Source organism: Mammaliicoccus lentus, assembly GCF_002902755.1.
Taxonomy (GTDB): domain Bacteria; phylum Bacillota; class Bacilli; order Staphylococcales; family Staphylococcaceae; genus Mammaliicoccus; species Mammaliicoccus lentus.
In genome coordinates, this window is the sequence record NZ_PPRS01000017.1 from 1 (window position 1) to 5,289 (window position 5,289).

General features: G+C 28.2%; 4 protein-coding genes. All 4 read right to left on the minus strand.

Translation table 11 applies throughout. The features are described from left to right. Nucleotides 1-140: 140 nt before the first annotated feature. Genes CD135_RS06420 through CD135_RS06435 form a run of 4 tightly spaced genes read right to left on the minus strand, consistent with a single transcriptional unit; the run spans nt 141 to nt 4,703 of the window. On the minus strand, nt 141-1,076 hold the full coding sequence (locus CD135_RS06420) for a Dam family site-specific DNA-(adenine-N6)-methyltransferase (protein ID WP_103269044.1): 936 nt from the start codon (nt 1,074-1,076) through the stop codon (nt 141-143). Continuing rightward, complete coding sequence (locus tag CD135_RS06425) at nt 1,069-2,316, minus strand: DNA adenine methylase (RefSeq protein ID WP_174700870.1); 1,248 nt, start codon at nt 2,314-2,316, stop codon at nt 1,069-1,071. Before CD135_RS06425 ends, CD135_RS06420 begins: the two co-directional genes overlap by 8 nt. A 47-nt stretch (nt 2,317-2,363) precedes the next feature. Then, on the minus strand, nt 2,364-3,131 hold the full coding sequence (locus tag CD135_RS06430) for a hypothetical protein (protein ID WP_103269045.1): 768 nt from the start codon (nt 3,129-3,131) through the stop codon (nt 2,364-2,366). A gap of 6 nt (nt 3,132-3,137) precedes the next feature. Beyond that, nucleotides 3,138-4,703, minus strand: a complete 1,566-nt coding sequence (locus CD135_RS06435) for an AlwI family type II restriction endonuclease (RefSeq protein WP_103269046.1) — start codon at nt 4,701-4,703, stop codon at nt 3,138-3,140. Nucleotides 4,704-5,289: the final 586 nt, after the last annotated feature.

A 5,289-nucleotide genomic window follows, 5' to 3' on the forward strand; every position in this document is an offset into this window, starting at 1 on the left:
CGCCATGCCACGAAATTAGCATCATGCTAGCAAGTTAAGCGAACACTGACATGATAAATTAGTGGTTAGCTATATTTTTTTACTTTGCAACAGAACCAAATATCTCACACTTCAACAATACTAAGTGTGAGACTTTCTAATCATTCAAAGAAATTAAGTTGTTTTGCATTTTCTGTAAAGTTCGTTACATATAACTCTTTACTATCTTTTTTTATACTGTTATCGAATCTGGAAATATAATTACTTTGTATCTCATATTTTTTATATTTTTCCGCCCAATTTAGAAGGAGATGATTAAATTTCCCTTTGTGTTGCGTCATGTTTGATAATCCCCAGCTGACACCATATTTATCTAATCTGTCTAATAAACTATAAAGTCTTAATTCTTCTTTTTCATTCCAAAATCTATTATATCCACTAAATGTAATTAAATATGGTGGATCAAAATAGAAAAAGTCATCTTTTTTAATTTGTTGAGATTCAACAAAAAATTCGAAATCTAAATTAGATAACATCACTTCTGAGTTATTAGACCATTCAGAGTAGCTAAACAAAGCCTTAGTAACATTCTTATTCCAGTCAACATTTCCAACAGGTAAGTTAAAATCTCCTTTATTATTGAACCTTATCATATGATTAAATCCATATACTAATAATAAATATAGTAGTTTCTTATTACTTTGATCATCGTTATAATCACTACGTAGTTTTAAATAATTTTCTTTATTGTACTTAGAAAAATAAGTCTTCTTGTATTCTTTTTTTAGTGCTTGTATTTCATTATTTAAACCAAACTCTGAATGACTTAAATTATAATACTTAATTAAACCATACATTTCATTGATAAATTCTTGAATATCATCTGACTCATCCTGCAAAAGCTCATGTAGTTCCATAACTTTTGAATCAATATCATTTATAAAGTACGAATTAGCTGAAGTGTTGATTGAGGCACTGCCTCCCCCACTAAATACATCATAAAAATTATTAATATTTTTTGGAAATAAATTCTTCAATTGAGGCATCAATTTATATTTATCTCCAACATAAAACAAAGGGCTTCTGATTTTACTCATAGTTATTAACCTCAGTTATAAAAACCATTTCTTTATGATCCGAAAATTCTGTTTTTCCACTATTAAAATGTTTATATGGCATTTCAAATACTTGTGTATAACCTACTTTGTTTAACGACTCTAAAATTTGTTCGTGTGAAATTTTGTTCTTTGAACTTGAACTTTTGGGTTTATAAGTATTATTATAGGTTACCACTATGAAATTTGTATTTAAGTTTGCAATCAAATCATCGAATACAAAAGGTGCAATTGACTTACTATAGTCACTACTATTCTCAGTTTCTGGTTTCATTGCTACTCCAGATAAGACTGGTTTCTCCCATTTAGTCAGTACTTCTAATACATGATAAAAACGTGAATATTGCCTAGAATTATACGGGGGATCTATAAAGGTGATGTCGGCTTTCACTTGACGAACCAGATTGTTTGCATCTTGTCTGTGAATATTAATATCCTTGTCAGTAGTATCAATTGGATTTATCAACTCAAACTTGAACCTATCTTTTAATTCTATTTTCTTTCTATATGCATCATAGTGACCGACTGTATTAGATACTTTATCCGCTGAATACAAAAGGGACGCAATGAGTATAGACCTTTCTTTCTCGTTTAAGTCAATTGATATTTTAATCAATTCTCTTATTTCTCCGATGATTCTTGCATCATATTCACTAAAAAATTTCCCGCCATAATTATCTGCAATATAATCATCATCCATATTATTCGTTTTTATAGCCTGAAATTCTCGCTCTATAGTCTTCAATTTTTTTAAATCAAAGTCTTCATTCATATAAAAAGCTTTGTAAATTACTTCATTTGAGTATAATAAGTCATTAATAATAAATTTATTATAATCATCTAATACTTTATTTATCACTATTCCAGTTCCTGAAAATAAATCTAGAAATGATGTTCCATGGGTGTGTACTTTCAATAAGTCTCTAATCCACGGCATTAATTTAGCTTTACTTCCTATATATCTTCTATTTTCTATATTATATTTATTTAATGAGTGTTCTTCTTTTAAAACTTCGTTATTATTAAGTTCCTCTAATTCATTTAACACTTTAAATTTATCCTTTCTAACTAAATGGCATATAGATTCTATCTGTCCAATTGTCCACTTATTTAGAGGCCTTTTATTTATACTACGAATAGTAGCTTCTGGAATTCCTGAAGTAATATGTAGCTGATACATATTTGTATTGTTTTGCTTTAAATAATACGACAATAAGTTCATATAAACCTCCTAAATCATTTTACCATATTTCGCAGGTTTTCACTAATCTAGATGGAATATTTATTAAAATTATTTTTTAGTTCTGTTACATCAATTATTTCCTTTAAATCTACTACTTTATAAACTCCTGGAGCTTGAACGTCTTCATCTCTCTTATTTAATTCTTTTTCATAACCCTTGGATTCCAATAATTTACGACTAACTCCACCTATAATATATACTGATAATTCACCTTCATAAAATGATTTTATGAAACTATTAAAATCATTAAAACTATGACTCTTCCCATCATATAAAGCCCTGATATATAAGTTTTTTGCCACTTCTTCTTGTTTATACGAAGAGTTTTTATAATAACCTAGAACATGAAAATATTGTTTATCTGACTTGTTTTCTTTACTAAATAGAGCAAAATCAATGCCATTATTGCAAATTGAAGAACGTACTTCTACTGAATATATATTTTCATTGTATTCTAACTCCACATCTACGTGTGTATCATGGTTATGTTCTTCAACTATTTGGGTTCTTGCATGACAATTAGAAAAGTATTGATTAAACATAATTACTGTTGCATATTCTGCAAATACACCTATGAATGCATGTTTTTTCTTATCGTTTAAATCTCTAATCTTACCTGAATTTGCACTTAAATCATTTGCATTTTCAATTAATTTTTGTAAGTCATCATCAAAAGATTTCTTCATTTCTGAAGTAAAGTCTGTATAATCTATCTTAATTACATTATAATTTTCTCTTGACACTTGTGTATCTCTGTTTTTTCGATATGGTTTTATAAACTTTTTTATCTCCATAACTAATTACACCTCTAAGATATCTTCAATATTGGTGGTTTTTTGTAATATATTTATAAATTCATTATTTATTATCGGTATAATATTTAGGTTATATCTTGAGTGTGTATAGCCTATCATGTATTCAGTATCTGTATGCATTGATGGCGCTACAAATATTGAAAATATGGTTTTCTTTTTACCCTCCGAAAATTCTTGTAAATGCCTAGTTATAGCAGGGATTTCATTTGTGGCTTGACTTCTATTTTTCATTAAAGTCACTTCGACTAATACATCACTATTTTTACTAAATACTTCGATATCACCCATCCCACCTTGAGCGTGATTAGTCGGCATACCTTCATCATCTATAGAATAATTAGGTAGTATTTCATCATAGATAAATACTTTTTTCAAAGCTATACTGGTCAAAAATTCAAATCTTGTAGGGGCAGAAATGAATTTTAAGATAGGATGTTTACTCCCCGTCTCTAAGGCTGTAAATTCTTTCTTCAAATCAGCAAATGTTAATTCATTTGCCCAGGTTTCTAATTGTTCAATCTTTTTATCCTTAACTTCTTTTATTGATACTTCTGTTTGCGCCGTTATAATACTCTGATCTATTTTACCCATGTATTGGTAAAAGTCATATTCATTATCATATTCATGGTATTTAATATAATTATTCAATACATACTTAATTTTCTCTATTTCGTATTGATTTATATCAATCAAATATCCTCCACCACGTAACGATACTACACCAGTAACCCTAAATTTTCGGATAAAGTCATCTACACCCTCAACGGTGATTTGTTTAAATTTATATCGTTTTCTATTATCAGTCTTTAATATCTCCAAGCATAAATCATATACAATTTCAGAACTAGGTCGTAACCCATGTCTCTTTCTAAAATCATCTATATAATTTGCTAATGCTTTTTCATCGTCATTTGGCCAACACGTAAAAAAAGGAATTTCATGTCTGTAAATACCTCTTTTTTTCCAATTATAGTTTTCAGTTAAATAATGGATAGTATTTAAAAATAATACAAATGGAGCATTATTAACTGTATTTCTTCTGAAAGGATTATTAGTCTGATATTTTACCAATGCATTTAGAAACACATCTGACTCGGCAACAGCCTCCGACATATCAGGATCTGTGCTCGAAATTAATAAGTATCCCGTTTCTGAAATTTCAATAGGTTCATTCATTTTATAATAAATAAATCCAAGTTCTTTAGGTAATGACATATATGTATCAAATCGAGACGGCCAGCCTCGATCGAAACCAGCTTCTTTATGTCCTTTTGTATTTTGTTCTGTAATTTCAAAAATATCGTGCGCTTGTGATTCAGTAAAGTTGTTTATTTTTGAATTATAAATTGATTTATACTCCGGTTTAATTCTCAATGCAGTATCTGGACGTATTAAACGACCGATAATCCACTTAGATATAATTTTCTTTATTAATATGTTTGTTAAAATCTCTCCATCGAACTCTTCAATACTTTTTAGAAAAGTAGAAATTCTATCTGGATTTCTCATTGTAGTCGAAAAAGAAAGTGGCTTCCTCATCATTCTTTTCATCTGTATACTCCTTTATTTTTTTATCTTAAATTTTTCTAATATCGTATAATCATTATTACTCAATAATTTTAGTTTGATTAACTTTATATGAAAAATTAAATTGGATATTAAAACGTATTTTAATAAATTATATCATTTTATATTTTTATGTGTTTTCATAACTAACTATCACCGATAAGGTTAGTTCTATCTTATCATCTAAATCAGTGCAAAATAATTCCTAAAGTAACAGTTATAGGTAGTATATTCGCTGATAAATTCTATAAGAAACACTCCTTATAACTTTCTATTAGCATTTCATTATTTATACTCCTTGCGTTATTAATCATGATGACATTTATTGATTCTATGCTTTTAATGATGCTGTTATTTTCTGTACAAGGTAGTTTTTTAGGAATATTTATTATTAGATTTATAACCCATTTACAGAACAATACAGACAACAATCACGTAAATTAAGTATTTAACGTGCGCTATATGCTACAAAGGGTTCTGTTGCAAAGTTGAATTTATAGTATAATTTTAACAAAAAGGAGTCTTCTGTATGAACTATTTCAGATATAAACAATTTAACAAGGATGTTATC